The sequence below is a fragment of the Kitasatospora phosalacinea genome (genome assembly GCF_000716545.1).
In the GTDB taxonomy this organism is placed as follows: domain Bacteria; phylum Actinomycetota; class Actinomycetes; order Streptomycetales; family Streptomycetaceae; genus Kitasatospora; species Kitasatospora phosalacinea.
In genome coordinates this window covers 54,083-70,138 of the sequence record NZ_JNWZ01000036.1, presented here as the reverse complement: position 1 = coordinate 70,138, position 16,056 = coordinate 54,083, and the positions used below count along the sequence as shown (strand labels likewise).

The 16,056-nt window shown below is 76.9% G+C and carries 15 protein-coding genes; 13 read left to right on the top strand and 2 right to left on the bottom strand.

Translation table 11 applies throughout. The features are described from left to right. Window positions 1-39: 39 nt before the first annotated feature. Complete coding sequence (locus OO48_RS19435) at window positions 40-1,596, bottom strand: glycosyltransferase (protein WP_209439514.1); 1,557 nt, start codon at window positions 1,594-1,596, stop codon at window positions 40-42. Further along, a complete protein-coding gene (locus OO48_RS19430) occupies window positions 1,593-2,495 on the bottom strand; it encodes a methyltransferase domain-containing protein (RefSeq protein WP_209439513.1) in 903 nt (300 codons plus the stop codon). The genes OO48_RS19435 and OO48_RS19430 overlap by 4 nt, the downstream gene beginning before the upstream one ends. Before the next feature lie 537 nt (window positions 2,496-3,032). On the opposite strand from OO48_RS19430, the gene OO48_RS19425 reads away from it, so the two are divergent. The 13 genes from OO48_RS19425 to OO48_RS19365 all read left to right on the top strand — a co-directional run bounded on the left by OO48_RS19425 (window position 3,033) and on the right by OO48_RS19365 (window position 16,056). Beyond that, on the top strand, window positions 3,033-4,409 hold the full coding sequence (locus OO48_RS19425) for a class I adenylate-forming enzyme family protein (RefSeq protein WP_051732314.1): 1,377 nt from the start codon (window positions 3,033-3,035) through the stop codon (window positions 4,407-4,409). A gap of 99 nt (window positions 4,410-4,508) precedes the next feature. Further along, window positions 4,509-4,790 carry an acyl carrier protein gene (locus OO48_RS19420; protein WP_033217939.1) on the top strand — a complete coding sequence of 94 codons (282 nt, stop codon included), beginning with the start codon at window positions 4,509-4,511 and terminating at the stop codon, window positions 4,788-4,790. 29 nt (window positions 4,791-4,819) lie between these two features. After that, window positions 4,820-5,020 (top strand): hypothetical protein, encoded by a 201-nt coding sequence (locus OO48_RS19415; RefSeq protein ID WP_209439512.1) that lies wholly within the window; start codon window positions 4,820-4,822, stop codon window positions 5,018-5,020. A 128-nt stretch (window positions 5,021-5,148) separates the two neighbouring features. After that, a complete protein-coding gene (locus OO48_RS19410; RefSeq protein WP_051732313.1) occupies window positions 5,149-6,315 on the top strand; it encodes a beta-ketoacyl synthase N-terminal-like domain-containing protein in 1,167 nt (388 codons plus the stop codon). Then, a complete protein-coding gene (locus OO48_RS19405) occupies window positions 6,312-6,833 on the top strand; it encodes a beta-ketoacyl synthase chain length factor (protein ID WP_209439511.1) in 522 nt (173 codons plus the stop codon). Before OO48_RS19410 ends, OO48_RS19405 begins: the two co-directional genes overlap by 4 nt. Window positions 6,834-6,896: 63 nt before the next feature. Then, a complete protein-coding gene (locus OO48_RS19400) occupies window positions 6,897-8,156 on the top strand; it encodes a beta-ketoacyl-[acyl-carrier-protein] synthase family protein (RefSeq protein ID WP_033217937.1) in 1,260 nt (419 codons plus the stop codon). A gap of 63 nt (window positions 8,157-8,219) precedes the next feature. Then, window positions 8,220-9,272 carry a 4-hydroxyphenylpyruvate dioxygenase gene (gene hppD, locus OO48_RS19395; RefSeq protein ID WP_033217935.1) on the top strand — a complete coding sequence of 351 codons (1,053 nt, stop codon included), beginning with the start codon at window positions 8,220-8,222 and terminating at the stop codon, window positions 9,270-9,272. Next, window positions 9,269-10,198: a phytanoyl-CoA dioxygenase family protein gene (locus OO48_RS19390; protein ID WP_033217933.1), complete on the top strand. Its 930-nt coding sequence runs from the start codon at window positions 9,269-9,271 to the stop codon at window positions 10,196-10,198. The genes hppD and OO48_RS19390 overlap by 4 nt, the downstream gene beginning before the upstream one ends. Further along, entirely contained in the window at window positions 10,191-11,135 is a 945-nt protein-coding gene (locus tag OO48_RS19385; RefSeq protein ID WP_033217931.1) for a thiamine pyrophosphate-dependent dehydrogenase E1 component subunit alpha, read from the top strand. The genes OO48_RS19390 and OO48_RS19385 overlap by 8 nt, the downstream gene beginning before the upstream one ends. Before the next feature lies 1 nt (window position 11,136). Beyond that, window positions 11,137-12,126, top strand: a complete 990-nt coding sequence (locus OO48_RS19380; RefSeq protein WP_033217929.1) for an alpha-ketoacid dehydrogenase subunit beta — start codon at window positions 11,137-11,139, stop codon at window positions 12,124-12,126. Then, window positions 12,123-13,763, top strand: coding sequence for a class I adenylate-forming enzyme family protein (locus tag OO48_RS19375; RefSeq protein ID WP_033217928.1), 1,641 nt, complete (start codon window positions 12,123-12,125; stop codon window positions 13,761-13,763). Before OO48_RS19380 ends, OO48_RS19375 begins: the two co-directional genes overlap by 4 nt. Further along, on the top strand, window positions 13,760-15,121 hold the full coding sequence (locus OO48_RS19370; RefSeq protein ID WP_051732312.1) for a condensation domain-containing protein: 1,362 nt from the start codon (window positions 13,760-13,762) through the stop codon (window positions 15,119-15,121). The genes OO48_RS19375 and OO48_RS19370 overlap by 4 nt, the downstream gene beginning before the upstream one ends. Beyond that, window positions 15,118-16,056, top strand: a complete 939-nt coding sequence (locus tag OO48_RS19365) for a 3-oxoacyl-[acyl-carrier-protein] synthase III C-terminal domain-containing protein (RefSeq protein WP_033217926.1) — start codon at window positions 15,118-15,120, stop codon at window positions 16,054-16,056. Before OO48_RS19370 ends, OO48_RS19365 begins: the two co-directional genes overlap by 4 nt.

Genomic DNA, 16,056 nt, shown 5'->3' with positions numbered 1-16,056 from the left:
GATCGGGGGTCAGGGGCCGACGGGTCGGGGGCGGGCGGGTCAGGGGCCGGCGGGTCGGGGGCCGGCGGGGAGCAGGGTCTCCAGGTGGTCGGCGGCGGCGGGCGCGCCACCGGCGGCGGCGAAGGACTCCTGGACGCGCCGGGCCGCCGCGGCGTGGGACGGGTCGTCCAGGACGGCCAGCAGTTCCGCGCGCAGCTGCTGCGGGCTCGCGTGCGCGAACCGCACCCGGCGGCCGGCACCGGCGGCCGCGACCTGGGCGGCGTTGATCGGCTGGTCGCCCTTGATCGGGGCGACCAGCAGCGGCACGCCGTGGGCGAGCGCCTCGCAGACGGTGTTCAGGCCGCCGTGGCTGACCACCGCGTCCAGGCGGGGCATCAGTTCGAGGACCGGCACCCGGGGGCGGACCAGGACGTGCCCGGGCGGGTCGGCCACCGTCCCGTCGGGCGCGGCGATCACCGCCTGGAGGCGGTCGCCGAGCGGGCGCAGCGCCTCGACCGTCCGGGCGTGGAAGTCGGCGGCGAGGTCGAGGGAGAGCGTGCCGACGGTGACCAGCACCTGGCGGCGGGCCGGGTCGATCCACTCCCACGGGAAGGTGCGGTCCGGCTCCCGGGCGGCCAGGGCCGGGCCGACCAGCACCGCGTTCCGCGGCCAGGGCAGCGGGCCGGTCAGCGCCTCGCCGGTGAAGGCGACCAGCAGGTGCGGCGAGAAGCGCAGGTCGTGCGGGGGCGCGCCGGGCAGCCCGGCGGCGGTCCACATGTCGGCCATCCGCCGCTCGATCCACTCCTCGACCCGGGGGGCGGCGGTGCGGTACGGGCGGGTCAGCTCCATCGTGGTCGGCGCGAGCGACGCCCAGGGCAGGCCCGCGCGGTGCGCGGCGAGGGCGCCGGCCACGGCGTGCTGGTCGACGGCCAGCACGTCCGGGCGGAAGGCGGCCACCGCGCGCTCGATGCCGGGCAGGGTGTGCCCGGCGTGCGGGACGATGTAACCGTCCCAGCGCGACCTGGCCGCCGCCGTCCCCCGGTCGGCCTGCCCCCGGTGCGCGCGCAGCGGGATCGGCGCGATCGCCGTGTCCGGCCCGAGCAGCGGCCGCAGGAACGATTCGGACCCGGCCCACAGCACCTCGTGCCCGCGCGCGAGCAGTTCGCGGGAGACGGCGGCGAGCGGGTTCACGTGCCCGAACAGCGGCAGCGAGACGAAGAGGAACCGTCCGCGCGGGCCTCCGGCACCGGACGGGGAGGGTGCCGGGGGTGCGGCTCCGGTGGTGTCGGCCTTGCCGTCAGCCGGGATTGACGGGGGGTCGGCTCCGGTCGGAGCCCCCGGCGCCGGGGCGGGGCCACCGGCGAGGGCGGCCGCGTCGGCGAGGGTGAACGCGGTGAGGGCGTCGAGGTCGAGGGTGGTGAGGTGGGCGGCGAGGTCGGCGGCGGGGCCGTAGCGGGTGCGGAGGGCGAGGCTCCAGGCGGCCAGGTCGTGGCTCTCCAGGTGGAGTTCGCCGTCCAGGAGGGTGTCGGGGCGCAGGGTGTCCAGCCAGGCGGGGGGCCGGCCGAGGACGGTGCGCAGGAGGTCGGCGACCTCGCGGAGCGGAGGGCGGGCGGTCATGGCCGGGGTCTGACGGCGCGCAGGGCGCCGTAGGTGATGACGCCGGTGTCGAAGCCCTTCTTCATGAGCGGCCCGGCGTGGAAGAAGCCGAGGACGTCGACGCCCCGGGCGCGGGCCAGGTCGCGCATCGCGGCGGGGCCCCGGTCGAGCTGCGGGACGCGGGCGAAGGCCGGGTCCCAGGAGTTGGCGACGGCGGCGCTCCAGTCGGCGACGGTGACGTCGGTGAAGCCGGCGGCGCGGGCGAGCGCTTCGTGCTCCTCCAGGGAGGAGAAGTCGGGCATCACCTGGTGCAGCAGGATCTGCCGGACGAGTTCGCGTTCGCCGGCGTCGAGTTCGCCGTCGCGGACGGCCCAGGTGGCGACGGCGAGGGTGCCGCCGGGGCGGAGCAGGCGGTGGGCCTCGGCGAAGAAGGCGGGGCGGTCGGGGAGGTGCATGAGGCTCTCCATCGCCCAGACCACGTCGAAGGAGGCGTCGGGGTGTCCGGTGGAGAGGGCGTCCTGCCGGTGGAAGCGGGCGCGGGGGGCGAGGCCGGCGGCGCGGGCCTTCTCGTTGGCGCGGGCGGCCTGGCGGGCGCTGAGCGTGACGCCTTCGACGGTGCAGCCGAGCGGGCCTGCCAGGTGGAGGGCGGGGCCGCCGATCCCGCAGCCGACGTCGAGGATCCGGGAGCCGGCGGGGACGGCGGCGTGTTCGACCAGTTCGCGCACCAGCCGGTCGGTGGCGGCGTGCCGGTCGGCGCCGTCCAGGGCGGGGCCCTGGCCCTCGTCCCAGAAGCCGTGGTGGACGTGTTCGCCCCACAGGTCTTCGTACAGGTCGAGCGTGATGTCGTAGTAGCGCTCCACGGCCGTGTTCAGGCCGGAGCCGGCCGCGGGTTCGCGGGCTGGTTCCACTGCAGGTTCCACTGGGCCGATCCTCGAAAAGTTGACATGGATATGCCTAGAAATGGCGGCCGGAAATGCCGCGGAAATGCGCCCGATAACGTCGGATTGGTCTGGTCCATCGCATGATCGCCCCGTCGGGGAAACGACCCGTGGGCATGCGGATGACACTCCGCCCGCGGCGGTGCCGGCGGCGGGGCACGCCGCTCGGGGCGGGGGCGGATCTGACCGGCCGTCAGCAGACGAGCCGTCACTGCTGGGCAACAGGCTCCCGTACCAGGCAAGTTGGCCAACCGGCCGTCACACTAGCGAGGGGGTGCGCCCCCGTCAACGCAGTCGACGGGACCTGCGGGGGCGGGACGGGGGCGGCGGAATTCACCCGGACCGCGGATTCGGGTAACAGGTCTTGACACCCGGTCAATTCAGCGATGAAAGTTCGGCGTGGGAATTTCACAGGTTCCCCACGACCGTGCCAGGAAGAGGTCCGGGTTCTCCATGAAAGATGTTCCAGCAGCTCCGACAAGCAGTGTGGGAGCGCTCCCACAGGCCCCTTCCGGGCCGTTGGCACCCGAATGGGTCGACGAGGTGCTCCTGCGCGGCCCGGGCGCCGAGCCCTGTCTCTTCTTCGACGAGCCGGTCACCCGGGACGGGCTGCGCCGACTGGTCCGGGAGCGGCAGGCCGCGCTGGGCGCGGCCGGGCTGCGCCGGGGCGGGTCGGTGGCGATCCGGCTGGCGCCCTCGCTCGAACTGGTCGTCCAGCTGCTGGCGAGCTGGCGGACCGGGGCCCGGGCGGCGCTGCTCGACCACCGGCTGACCCTGTTCGAGACCGATCGGGCGCTGGAACGGCTGGCGCCGCAGGTGCTGGTCGACGCGGAGCACCCGGTGCCGGGCGGGCCGGCGCGCGGCCACTACCGGCAGCGCGCCCGGGTCACCGCCCGTCCGGGCCGTCCGGCCGAGGGGCCGCACGCGCTGGTGCAGCTCAGCTCGGGGTCGACCGGCCCGGCGAAGGTGATCGGGCGGACGGCGGCCGACCTGGTCGCCGAGCTCGGCCGGTACGAGCGGATCGACGGGGTGCCCCGGGCGGGCGAGCGGATGGTCTCGCTGGCCTCGCCGGTGCACGTGCTGGGCCTGGTCGGCGGTCTGCTGCACTGCCTGCACGCGGGGGTGCGGCTGGCCTTCCCCGAACGGATCACGGCCGAGGGCGTGCTGGCCGCCGTGGCGGCCGGGCCCGAGCCGACCACCCTGCTGGGCGTGCCGTTCCACCTGGAGCTGCTGGGCTGGGCGGTCGATCCGCCTCGGCTCCCCCAGCTGACCGGCATGACCACCGGCGGCGAGCCGGTCCGCGCCGAGGTGCACGCGGCCTTCGTCGACCGGTACGGCGTCCGGCTGGGCAGCATGTACGGGATGACCGAGGTCGGCGTGATCGCCACCGACCTGTCCGGGGCGCACCGCCCCGAGCTGACCCCCGCGCCGGGCCTCGGCCTGCGCGCGGTGGACGGCGAACTGCTGGTCGCCGCCGAGCGCTCGCCCTACCTGGACCCGGCCGGCGCGGAGCGCTGGGCCGACGGCTGGCTGCGCACCCGGGACGGCGGCTCGGTCGACCCCGGGACGGGGCGGGTGCGGGTGCGCGGGCGGCTGGACTCGCAGGTGTCGATCGGCGGGTTGAAGGTCGACCTGACCGAGGTCGAGCACACCGTCGCCGCGCTGCCCGAGGTCGAGTCCGCGGTCGTCCTGCACGGATCCGCGATCGAGGCGTACCTGGTGCTCGCCCCCGGCGCCACCGCGGCCCTGGTCGAGGAGCGGCTGGCCGAGCGGCTGGCGGCGTACAAGCGGCCCCGGCTGCTGCACGTGCTGGAGCGGCTGCCGCGCACCGCCACCGGGAAGCCGGTGCGCGACCGGGCCGCGCTGGCGGCGGCGACCACCGGTGCGGGGCGCTGAGGCCCGGCCCCACCGACTTTCCCGATCGGCCGATCAGCAGATCAGCCGATCGGCAGATCAATCGATGAAGCGACGAAGGAAGAAGAGGAAGGAGCGGCGATGTCCACCGAGGCGATCACCCTCGACGAGATCCGCGCGTTCGTGCTGTCCGCGCTGCGCGAGATGAACTACGACACCACCGAGGTCGACGACGACACCCGGCTCGGCCCGGCCGGCGCGGACCTGGAGTCGCTGGCGCTGGCCGAGCTGGGCGTCCGGGTGGAGGAGCGGTTCGGCGTCCGGTTCGACGACGACGAGGCGGAGCTGCTGGGCACCATGACGGTCGGCGAGTTCGGTGCGGCGGTGGCCGCCCGGCTGGAGTCCGCGGCGGCGGGGCGCTGACCGTGGCGGCGACGGCGCGGGAGGAAGTGGTGGCGCTGCTCGCGGAGTTCGGCGGGCGGGCGCCGCAGGAGGTGCCGGAGCGGGTCGACTCGATGGAGCTGGCCTGGCTGGCGCACGTGATCGAGCAGCGGCACGGCCGGCGGCTGGACGACGACACGCTGTCCCGGATCGCCACGGTCTCCGACGCCGCGCGGCTGCTGGAGGGGCTCCGCACCGGGCCGCAGCGGTAGTGGCGGGTGGCGGGCGGCCCCGTACGGCCGGCCCGCCGACGGCGCGGGGCACCGGAACAGGCAGGGCGCGTGGGACGCGCGATGGACTCGACGACGCGATGAGACACCCGGAAGGGAGGTGACCGAGGATGACCGACACCGTACCGGCGGCCGTCCGCCGGGGCCCCCGGTCCGTGGTGGTCGGCGGGATGGGGGTGCTGAGCGCGTTCGGGCGGGGCGTGGGGCCGCTGCTCGGGGCGGCGCTGGAGGGCCGGGCGGCGTTCGGCCCGGTGGGGCGGTTCGAGGTGGCCGGGCGGCGGGTCGACCGGGCCGCCGCGCATCCCGGACGGCCGCTGCTGGAGACGGAGTTGGACCGGGCGATCGGCGCGGCGTGCACGGCGGCGGGGCTGTCGGGGGCGCGGCGCGCCGACTGCCCGCTGTACCTGGCGGTGCACGGCGATCCGGCGCTGGCCCGGGCGGCGCCCGAGCGGCGCGCGGGGCACTCGGTGGGCGCGTTCGCGGCCGCCGTGGCCCGGCGGGCCGGCCTGTCGGGCGGCGGCCGGGCGTACACCTCGGGCTGCACGGCCTCGGCCGACGCGGTCGCGGACGCCGCCTCGGCGGTGGCGCGCGGCCGGGTGGAGCGGGTGGTGGTGGCGGCCGGTTACCTGGTGGACGCGGACCAGTTCGCGGTGTTCGACGCGGGCGGGGCGCTGGCCCGGGACGGGCGGGTGCGCCCGTTCAGCGCGGGCCGGACGGGGCTGCTGCTCGGGGACGGGGTGGCCGCGGTGGTCGTCGAGGCGGCGGACGCGGCGCGCGCCCGGGGCGCCGGTCCGCTGGCCGTGCTGGCGGGCTGGGGCCGGGCGGGCGACGCGTACCACGTGTGCCGGCCCCGGCCGGACGGGGCGGGGCTGGCCCGGGCGATCGGGGCGGCGCTGCACCGGGGCGGGGTGGGCCCGGAGCGGGTCGGGTACGTGAACGCGCACGGCGCGGGCACCGTGCTGGGCGACCGGGCCGAGGCGGCGGCGCTGCTGCGGGCGTTCGGGCCGGCGGGCGCGCGGGTGCCGGTCTCCTCCACCAAGTCGGTGCACGGGCAGGCCCTGGAGGCCGGCGCGCTGCTCGAACTGGTGGTCACGGTGGCCGCGTTGCGGGTCGGTCGGCTGCCGGTGAACGCCGGGCTGCTGGGCCCGGATCCGGACTGTCCGCTGAACCTGGTGCGGGGGCCCGCCGCCCCGGGGCCGCCGCCGGGCGGGTACGCGCTGAGCCTGAGCACGGCCTTCGGCGGCGCGAACACGGCGCTGCTGGTGGGCGTCGCGTGAGCCTCGGGGAGCTGGCGGCGGCCGCCGGGCTGCGGGTGCTGGCCGCCGGGCGGTGGCCGGAGTCGGCGGCGGACACCGAGGTGCCGGCGCTGCCGGGGTTCATGGCGTCCTCGTTCAGCCCGCTGGCCGCCGAGGCCGCCCGGCGCTGCCTGGACGCGCAGCCGTCCGGGCCCGGCGCCGGGCCGCCGGTCACCGCCGTGGTGGTGGCCAGTGCGCTGGGCGACCTGGCGGGCGCGGTGCGGGTGGCGCGGGCGGTGGACGGCGGGGAGCGGCTCGGGCCGCTGCTGTTCTTCCAGGCCGTCCCGAACGCGGTGGCCGGGCACCTGGCGGCGCGCCGGAACCTGACCGGCCCGGTGGTGTGCGTCGGTGACGCCCGCTCCGGGGTGGAGGTCGCCGAGGCGCTGCTCGCGGACGGGGACGCCGGGCTCGCCCTGCTGGTCCTGGTCGAGCAGTCGGCCGTACCGGGCGGGACGGACCGCGCCGCCGCCGTCCTGCTCGCGCCGGGAGCAGCGCGCTGACCCACCGGCAGCGGCCCACGGGCACTGATCCGCAACACACCGTCAGCAGGAGGGAGCACGGGCATGGGCACGGAGGTCACGGTCACCGGGATGGGCCTGGTGACGCCGGTCGGCGGCAGCGCCGGGGCGGTGTTCGACGCGATGTGCGAGGGCCGGTCGGGGCTGCGCCGGCCGGATCCGGACGGGCCGCTGGCCGGGTCGCTGGAGGTGGCCGGGTTCGCCCCGCCGATCGATCCGGTGTCGGTGCTGCCGGCGCCGGAGACCCGGGTGGTGGACCGGTACATCGTGCTGGCGCTGCGGGCGGCGGCGGACGCGCTGGCGGACGCCGGGATCGTGGCGGGCCGGGACGTGGACCCGTACCGGATCGCGGTGGTGCTGTCGGGGACGGGCGGGCTGGCGACGCTGGAGTCGCAGGTGCTGGCGCGCGCGGAGCGCGGGCGGCTGGGGGTGAGCCCGTACCTGCTGCCGGGGATGCTGCCGAACATGGCGGCGGCCCGGGTGGCGATCGGGCACGGCATCCGGGGCTACAGCTCCTCGGTGGGGACGGCCTGCGCGGCGGGGGCGCAGTCGGTCGCGGAGGGGTGGCGGCTGCTGCGCGAGGGGCTGGCGGACGTGGTGGTGACGGGCGGCGCGGAGGCGCCGCTGTTCCCGACGCTGGCCGACACCTTCGCCAACGCCCGCACGCTGGCCCGGGGTTGGGCCGACGATCCGGCGGGGGCGAGCCGGCCGTTCGACCGGCGCCGCAGCGGTCTGGTGCTGGGTGAGGGCGCGGGCGTGCTGGTGCTGGAGCGGGCCGCGCACGCGGACGGCCGGGGCGCGGCGGGGTACGCGGACGTGCTGGGCTGGGGCGCGACCAACGACGCGCACCACCCGACCACGCCGCGCCCGGACGGGGAGGGCGCGGCGGCCTGCGTGCGGCTGGCGCTGCGCTGCGCGGGCCTGGCCCCGGGGGACGTGGGCTACGTGAACGCGCACGGCACCGGTACGAAGCTGGGCGACCGGGCGGAGACCTCGGCGGTGCGCCGGGTGTTCGGGGCGGACGGGCCGCCGGTGAGCGCGACCAAGGCGGTCACCGGGCACCTGCTGGGCGCCTCGGGGGCGGTGGAGGCGGCCGTGTCGGTGCTGGCGCTGCGGCGCGGGCTGCTGCCGCCGACGCACAACCTGGACGACCCGGATCCGGAGTGCGCGCTGGACCACGTCCGCGGCGGGCCGCGTCCGGCGCCGGGGGTCCGGTACGCGGTCACGAACTCGTTCGGGTTCGGCGGCCACAACGTCAGCCTGGTGCTGGGCCCGCCGAGCACCCGGCTGGCCCGGCCGGTCTGAGCAACTCCCATTCACCACAAGCGATCCGGCGTTCCGCCGGAGAAGAGAAGGAACTGCTACGCCATGGATTTCCTCGATCTCGACCACGTCGAGTTCCACGTGGGGGACGCGCGCCAGGCGGCGTACGTGCTGTCCGCGGGGCTCGGCTTCCGGCTGCTGGCGCAGGGCGGTCCGGAGACCGGCCTGCCCGGGCAGCGCAGCCTGCTGCTGGGGCAGGGCGGCTGCCGGGTGCTGCTGACCTCGGGCCTGGAACCGGAGCACCCGGCGGCGCGGTACGTCGCCCGGCACGGGGACGGGGTGGCCGTGCTGGCGTTCGGCACCCCGGACGCGGCGGCCGGGTACGCGGCCGCGGTGGCCGGCGGGGCGCGCGGGGTGGAGCCGCCCCGGGAGGACGGCGGGGCGGTGACGGCGGTGGTGTCGGGGTTCGGGGACGTGGTGCACCGGCTGGTGGAGCGGCGGGACGCGGGCGCGGGGTTCCTGCCGGGCCTGGTCGCGGTGCCGGACACCGGGGCGCCGGAGCCGGACCTGGTGCGGGGGATCGACCACGCGGCGGTGTGCGTGCCGGACGGGTGCCTGGACGCCACGGTGGCGTTCTACCGGGCCGCGTTCGGGTTCGAGGTGGTCTTCGAGGAGTACATCGAGGTCGGCGGGCAGGGCATGTTCTCCCGGGTGGTGCAGAGCCCGTCGGGCGGGATCACCCTGACGCTGATCCAGCCGGACGGGGCGCGCGAGCCGGGCCAGGTGGACGACTTCCTGGCCTGGCACGGCGGCCCGGGCGTGCAGCACCTGGCGCTGTCCTGCGACGACGTCGCGGCGGCGGTGGACGCGATGGCGGCGCGCGGGGTGGGGTTCGCGCCGACGCCGGACGCCTACTACGACACCTTGCCGGTCCCCCCGGCCGAGCGGCTGCGCGGCCGGGGGATCCTGCTGGACCGGGACCACTGGGGCGAGCTGTACCAGATCTTCGCGACCTCGCTGCACGTGCGGCGGACGTTCTTCTGGGAGCTGATCGAGCGGCACGGCGCCCGCACCTTCGGCACCTCGAACATCCCGGCGCTGTACGCGGCCAAGGAGCGCGAGCTGGCGGCCCTGCGGGTGGCGGCGGTGACCCGATGAGCACCGGGGCGCTGCGGTTCGAACTGACCGCCGGGGAGCTGGAGCTGCTGCCGGGCGCGGCGGACGTCGCGTTCTACGCGGAGCACGGCTGGTACCTGGCGCCGAAGCTGTTCACGGACGCCGAGGTGGACGCCCTGGCGGCGGCCGCCGAGGCGTACTACGCGGGGGCGCGCAGCCGGGAGCTGCCGGTGCGGCCGCCCCGGCTGGCGGCCTGGCGGCCCTCCGACGGGCCGGTGCAGCGGCACAACGACTACGTGCACTACGAGAGCGACCCGATCGCGCGCGTCCTGTGCAAGCCGCTGCTGGGGGCGGTGGCGGCGCTGCTGGCGGGGGCGTCGGAGATCCGGGTGTTCCAGTCGACGCTGATCCTGAAGCCGGCGGTGGCGGGCGAGCCGAGCAACATCGTGCCGTGGCACATCGACAAGCACTACTGGTCGACGTCGAGTTCGGAGCGGATGCTGACGGCGTTCGTGCCGTTCCACGACTGCGACGAGGAGATGGGCACGCTGACGGTGGTGGACGGCAGCCACCGCTGGCGGGAGGTGGGCCGGGAGGACTCGGTGACCCGGCACTTCGCGGACCGGGACCGGGACGACCTGGAGCGGCTGCTGGCGGTGAACGCGGCGCACAACGGCGCCGAGGTGCGCAAGGTGCCGCTGGTGATCCCGAAGGGGCACGTGTCCTTCCACCACTGCCGCACGTACCACGGCTCGGGCCCGAACGTCAGCAGCCGGCCGCGCCGGGCGGTCTCCTTCCACCTCCAGGACGGGGCGAACGAGTACCGGCGCTTCCCGCTCTCCGACGGCGGCGCGGCGGTGTACAACCACGACGTGCTGGTGCGCCGGCTGCCGGACGGGCGGCCGGACTACGCGGACCCGGAGTTCTGCCCGGTGCTGTGGCGCTCCCCGGCGGCGGGCCGTGACTGACGCCGGCCTGTACCGGACGGTGGCACTGATCCGGGGCTTCGAGCGGCGGGCGGTGGAGCTGGTGCGGTCGGGGGTGGTGCCGGGCGGCATCCACCCGTACACCGGGCAGGAGGCGATCGCGGCGGGCAGCTGCGCGGCGCTGCGGCCGGACGACGTGGTCACCTCCACCCACCGGGGGCACGGGCACGTGCTGGCGAAGGGCGCCGACCCGGCCCGGATGATGGCCGAACTGGCGGGCCGGGAGCCGGGGTTGAACCGGGGCCGGGGCGGTTCGATGCACGCGGCGGACTTCGCGCTGGGCGTGTTGGGCGCGAACGCGATGGTGGGCGCGGCGGTGCCGATCGCGGCGGGCGCGGCGTGGGCGCTGCGCCGGTCGGGGTCGGACCGGGTGGCGGTGGCGTACTTCGGCGACGGCGCGGTGAGCCAGGGCGTGGTGCTGGAGGCGTTCAACCTGGCGGCGCTGTGGCGGGCGCCGGTGGTGCTGGTGTGCGAGAACAACGGGTTCGCGACCTCGATGCGGACGGCGGACGCGGTGGCGGGCAGCATCCTGGGCCGGGCGCGGGCGTTCGGCATCCCGGCGCGGGCGGTGGACGGGACGGACCCGCGGGAGGTGCTGGCGGCGACGGCGGAGGCGGTGGCCCGGGCCCGGGCGGGCGGCGGGCCGACGCTGCTGGAGTGCGCGGCGTACCGCTTCGACGCGCACCACACCTGGGAGCACGCGGCGCGGCCGGGCTACCGCTCGGCGGCGGAGGAGGCGGCGGGCCGGGCCCGGGACCCGCTGGAGGTGCAGGGGGCGCGGCTGGCCCCGGAGGTGCGTTCGGCGATCGACGCCGAGCTGGACGGAGTGCTGGACGCGGCGGTGGAGTTCGCCCGCGGCGCGCCGCACCCGGACCCGGCGTCGGCGCTGGCGCACCTGTACGCGACGGAGGTGGGCTGAGGTGCCGAAGCTGTCGTACCTGAAGGCGCTGAACCGGGCGCTGGGCGACGAGATGGCCCGCGACGCGTCGGTGTGCGTGTTCGGCGAGGACGTCCGGGTCGCGGTGTCGAACGTGACGGCGGGGCTGGTGCGGCGGTTCGGCCCCGACCGGGTGCTGGACACGCCGATCTCGGAGCAGGCGTTCACCTCGTTCGCGACCGGCGCGGCGCTGGCCGGGCTGCGGCCGCTGGTGGAGTTCCAGATCCCGTCGCTGCTGTTCCTGGCGTTCGAGCAGATCGCCAACCAGGCGCACAAGTTCTCGCTGATGTCGGGCGGGCAGGCCCGGGTGCCGGTGACGTACCTGCTGCCGGGTTCGGGCTCGCGGGAGGCCTGGGCGGGGCAGCACTCGGACCACCCGTACGGCCTGTTCGCGCACGTGGGGGTGAAGACGGTGGTGCCGGCCACGCCCTCGGACGCGTACGGGCTGCTGCTGTCGGCGCTGCGGGACGACGACCCGGTGGTGGTGTTCGCCCCGGCGGGCGCGCTGGGGGTGCGCGAGGACGTGGACTTCGCGGCGCTGGGGCCGGTGCCGCTGGGCCGGGGCCGGGTGCACCGGGCGGGCACCGACGTGACGGTGGTGGCGGTGGGCCACCTGGTGCACGAGGCGCTGGCGGTGGCCGGGGAGCTGGCCGGCCGGGTCTCGGTGGAGGTGTTCGACCCGCGCACGCTGCACCCGCTGGACCGGGCGGGGCTGACGGCCTCGCTGGCCCGGACGGGCCGGCTGGTGGTGCTGGACGACTCCAACCGCTCCTGCGGGTTCGCCGCGGAGGTGCTGGCCACCGCCGCCGAGGGGGCGCGGCTGCGGGCCGCGCCGCGCCGGGTGACCCGCCCGGAGGGGGCGGTGCTGCCGTTCGCCCCGGCGCTGGACCGGGCCTGCCAGCCCGGTCGGGCGGGACTGCTGGCGGCGATCGAAGAAGTGACGACCGTACTCGGGGAAGGTGGCGGGACATGAGGGACACCGGTATCAGGGCGCGGTTGGCCGCGGACCCGGGGCTCGGCGCGGGCAACGTGCTGCCCGCGCTGTTCGCGCACGGCGCGGACCCGGACGGGCCGGGCGCGGCGTTCGACGTCCCGGTCGACGGGTTCCCGGCCGGGCGCGGGCTGACGCTCGGCGAGCTGCGGGAGCGGGTGGCGGCCCGGGCAGCGTGGTGGCACGGGCGGGGGATCGGGCCGCGCGACCCGGTGGCGCTGTACGTGTCGGGGTCGGCGGACTGCCTGCTGAACTTCCTGGCGCTGGCCTGGCTGGGCGCCGTCCCGGCGCTGCTGAACCGGCACCTGCCGGGCGACGTGGCGGCCGAGTACGTGCGCCGGCTGCGGGCGGCGGCGCTGCTGACGGACGCCGAGCACCGGGAGCGGCTGGCGGGCGAGGAGGCGGGGACGGCCCTGCACGCGGACGCTTCGGAGCCCGGCGGCGGCGATCCGGCGGCGGCGCCCGCCCCCTATCGGCACCACGCGGACGACCCGGTCGTCATCACGCACTCCTCGGGGACCACCCGGATGCCCGCGGCGGTGGTGCACTCGCACGCCAGCCTGTTCGCCGCGACGAAGCTGTTCCGGCTGGCGGCGCCGCGCGCCCGGGGCACCGAGCGGATCCTCAGCGCGCTGCCGGCCGCGCACGCGGCGGGCGTCTCCACGCTGAACCTGGCGCTGTGCCACCGCAGCGAGGTGCTGTTCCTGTCCGGGCAGGACGGCGACGGGGTGCTGGCGGCGATCGAGCGCTGGGAGCCGACCGGCGTGTTCGGCTTCGCCGCGACCTGGGCGCAGCTGGCCCGGCACGACCTGACCGAGCGCCGGTTGTCGTCCGTCTCGCTGTGGTTCAACACCGGTGACTGCGCGCACGAACCGCACATCCGCCGCCTGGTGGCGGCCGGCTCGCGGGTGACGGTGACCCGGGAGGGGGTGCGGCGGGTGCCGGGGTCGCACTTCGTGGACGGCCTGGGCTCCACCGAGATGGGCCACTCCGCGTTCCACCTCACCCACGGCCCGGACACCGAGCGCTACGGGCGCTGCGTCGGAGTGCCGCACGGTTTCGCCGAGGTGGCGCTGCTGGACCCGGCCACCGGCCGGGAGGTGCCGGACGGCGAGGTCGGCCACTTCGCGCTGAAGGCGCCGACGCTGGCGCCGGGCTACTGGAACGACTCGGCGGCGACGTACCGCAACCGGCTGGACGGCTACTACCTGACCGGCGACCTGCTGTACCGGGACGCGGAGGGCTACTACTTCCACGTCGACCGGGCGGTGGACGCCGTCGACCTGGGCGGCGGCGAGTGGCTGTACACGGCGCTGAGCGAGGAGCGGATCCTGGCGGCCTGCCGGGACGTGCTCGACTGCACGGTGGTGTCGCTGCCGGCCGATCCGGCCGGCGGGGCCCCGGTGGTGACGGACGTGCTGCTGGCGCTGCGCCCGGACGCCGACCCGTCCGCCGACCGGGCCCCGGCCGTCCGGGCGGCGCTGACGCCGGCCGCGGCGGCGACCCTGCGCGCGGTGCTGGTGATCGGCGAGGAGGACCTGATCCTCGGGCCGACCGGCAAGGTCCGCAAGTTCCTGATGCGGCAGCGGCACCGGTCCGCGGTGGCGGTGGCCCCGTGACGGGCCCCTCCGAGCGGATCGAGGTGGACTTCGCGGGGGACGGCGCGGGCGTCGGCGAGCTCTCCTGGGGCATGTGGGAGATCTGGCACGCGATGGTGGCGCAGCGCGACTCGCTGCCGATCGGCGGGACGGCCGTCCTCCCGGCGGGCAGCACGGTCGGGGCGGTGGCGGCGGAGCTGCGCTACCTGATGGGCCGGTTCCCGTCGATGCGGACCAGGCTGCGCTTCGGCCCGGACGGGCACCCGGCGCAGGAGCTGTTCGCGTCCGGCCGGATCGGCCTGGAGGTGTACGACGCGCCGGCCGGGACCGATCCGGCGGCGCTGGCCGCCGAGGTGGAACGGCTTTACCGGGAGCGGCCGTTCGACCACGCCGGGCAGTGGCCGGTGCGGATGGCGGTGGTGCGGGCGGGCGGGTCGCCGACGCACCTGGTCAGCATCGTGAGCCACCTGGTGACGGACGCCGCGGGCGGGGAGATCATGCTGCGCGAGGTGCGGGAGCGGGCGGACGGTCCGGTGGCCGGGATGCAGCAGTTGGAGCAGGCGGCCTGGCAGGGGTCGGCGGCGGGGCTGCGGCAGAACGACCGGGCGCTGCGGCACTGGGAGCGGATCCTGCGCACGGTGCCGGCCCGCCGGTTCCCCCCGTCCGCCGATCCGCGCGAACCCAGCCACTGGACGGGCGAGTTCCTCTCCCCCGCCCTGCCGCTGGCCCTGCCGGTGGTGGCCGCCCGCACCGGCGCCGACACCCGCACCGTGCTGCTGGCGCTGTACGCGCTGGCGCTGCGCCGGATCGGCGCGGCGCACCCGGTGGTGCTGCGGCCGGTGGTCAACAACCGCTTCCGCTCGTCGCTGGCCGGGGTGGTGTGCATGGCCGCGCAGGCCGGGATCACCGTCCTGGACCTGGGCGACGGCGACGTGCCGACGGCCGTCGCGGCGGCCGGCCGGGCGACCCTGACGGCCTACAAGCACGCGTACTTCCACCCGGAGCGGCTGAACGAGCTGATCGCCCGGGTCGCGGCGGAGCGCGGCGAGGACCTGGACGTGCGGTGCTTCTTCAACGACCGCAGCGGCCACCCGCCGGCGGAGCGGGCGGCCACCGCCGAGGAGCTGCGGGCCGCCCGGGCGCGCGGCGCCTTCCGCTGGGTGCGGCGCGCGGACTTGGCGGAACGCATCCTGCAGGGGCAGTTCACGGACGCGCCGGGCGGGCTGCTGATGGAGGTCCTGACGGACACCCGGCACGTCTGTCCCGCCGACGCCGAGACGCTGGCCCGCACGGTGGAGGAACTGGCGGTGGAGACCGCGCTCGGCTTCCTGGCGGCGGACCGGGCCGCCGGGCCCGCCGCCGCGGGGGCGGCGCGGTGACGTCGCTGCTCGCGGTCTCCGACCACCTGCCGTCCGGCCGGGTCCCGATCGAGGCGCTGGCCGGGGAGCTCGGGCTGACCCCGATGCAGGTGCGGATCTTCCGCCGCTACCACGGGCTGGGCGAGGTCAGCCGGGACGCGGGCGGCAGCCTGCTGGACCTGCTGCGCGGCGCGGCGGCCGGGCTGGGGGCGCTGAGCGGCCGGGAGCACCTGGTCCGCTACGTGCTGCACGCCCGCTCCTTCCCGACCGTCGTCCCGTACCCGCACGACCCGGTGCGGGAGCTGTGCGCGGAGCTCGGCCTGGACCCGGGGGTGCCGGTGTTCGCGGTCGGCCACCACGCCTGCGCCTCGGGCCTGCTGGCGATCGACGCGGCGGGCCGGCTGCTGGCCGCGGACGGCGACCCGGACGCGCTGGCGCTGGTGCTGGCCGGGGAGAAGGCGTTCACGCCGGAGGCCGCGGCGGTGCCGGGCAGCTCCTTCTTCGGCGAGGGCGCCGGGGCCTGCCTGGTCTCGGCGTCCGGCGGGCGCGACCGGGTGCTGTCGTACGCCGTCGACCTGCGCGGCGAGTTCGACACCGTCCGGGACCGCGCGGAGCTGGAGTCGGAGTTCCAGCGGATCTACGGCGAGGCGCTGGCGGCGGCGGTGCGCGCGGCCGTCGAGCGGGCCGGAGTGGCGCTGGAGCGGGTCACGGCCGTCCTGCCGCACAACGTCAACCGGGTGGCCTGGCACCAGGTCTGCCGGATCCTCGGCTACCCGCGCGAGCGGGTGGTGCTCGACCACGTGCCGACGGTCGGGCACGTCTTCTGCGCCGACCACTTCCTCAACCACCGCACCGCCCGGCAGCGCGGCCTGCTGCGCCCGGGCGAACCGTACGTGATGGCCGCGGCGGGCGCCGGGCGCGGCGCGGCGTTCGCCGCCATGGTCCTCCAGCACTGA